Raw genomic sequence first — 1,174 nt, forward strand, 5'->3', positions numbered from 1 at the left:
ATCATCCGGACGCCTGACGGCATCGGTGGTGAGCAGTTCTTCCAGAGACACGCGATGCCGGGAACGTCGAACCTGCTCGAACTGGTCAAGGTGTTCGGCGACAAGAAACCCTATCTGCAGATTGATCGCGTTGAGGGCCTTGCCGCCATCGCCCAGATCGGCGGCGTCGAACTGCATCCCTGGAATTGCGAGCCCAACGAACCGGAGGTGCCCGGTCGTCTTGTCTTCGACCTCGATCCGGGTCCGGACGTACCCTTCTCCACCGTGGTCGAAGCCGCCCGGGAAATGCGCGACCGGCTGGAGGAACTTGGCCTCGTCAGCTTCTGCAAGACCACCGGCGGCAAGGGCCTTCACGTCGTCACCCCGCTTGCGGTACCGAAGGGAAAGAAGCTGAGCTGGCCGGAGGCGAAAGGCTTCGCACACGATGTCTGCCTGCAGATGGCACGTGACAACCCTGACCTTTACCTGATCAAGATGGCGAAGAACCAGCGCAACGGTCGGATCTTCCTCGACTACCTGCGCAATGACCGAATGGCGACTGCTGTCGCGCCGCTGTCACCGCGCGCCCGGCCAGGCGCACCAGTTTCGATGCCACTGACCTGGAAGCAGGTAAAAGCGGATCTCGATCCGAAACGCTTCACCATTCGCACCGTACCGGCGCTTTTGTCGAAGACAACCGCCTGGGAGGATTACTGCGACGGGCAGCGTTCGCTGGAGCAGGCCATCAAGCGGCTGACGAANTTGTCGAAGACAACCGCCTGGGAGGATTACTGCGACGGGCAGCGTTCGCTGGAGCAGGCCATCAAGCGGCTGACGAAATCGATGAAACAGGCCGCCTGAGAGCGGCCTGGATCAAGACCCGTAGCTCAGGTCAAGGTCGCTCAGCGCAGCCTGAACCTCATCGATTGAGGACAGGGCCCGGTGTTCCAGGCATCTGGCGGTACGCCGGCCTTGAGTCGGTCGTGTAGAGGTCCGAAGCCCAAGCGGCCAATATCGTCCGTTTTTCGTCGACCTTGAGCGAGGTTGCGTCCACCACATCGATCGGCCGCGCAATTTCCATACCCTTGAGCGGCAAGCTGCGGATTCTCATGCATGGAGGCTTCCTCAGCGAACGTGCGGATCCTTGTCGTGCGAGTGACGGGACGCGGAGATGACATCAACGTCCGGGGCCAGC

Annotated in this window: 2 protein-coding genes; one reads left to right on the forward strand and one right to left on the reverse strand. The window is 61.5% G+C overall.

Annotated elements, in window-relative coordinates:
* The coding region (ligD, locus tag AKG12_RS29005; protein ID WP_285278035.1) for a non-homologous end-joining DNA ligase at positions 1-840 on the forward strand (840 nt) is incomplete at its 5' end.
* Positions 841-898: 58 nt separating this feature from the next.
* Here the strand turns inward: ligD and AKG12_RS29010 are convergent.
* On the reverse strand, positions 899-1,090 hold the full coding sequence (locus tag AKG12_RS29010) for a hypothetical protein (protein WP_409514867.1): 192 nt from the start codon (positions 1,088-1,090) through the stop codon (positions 899-901).
* Positions 1,091-1,174 lie beyond the last annotated feature (84 nt).

The sequence above is a fragment of the Agrobacterium sp. SUL3 genome (assembly GCF_001263295.1).
In the GTDB taxonomy this organism is placed as follows: Bacteria; Pseudomonadota; Alphaproteobacteria; order Rhizobiales; family Rhizobiaceae; genus Agrobacterium; species Agrobacterium tomkonis.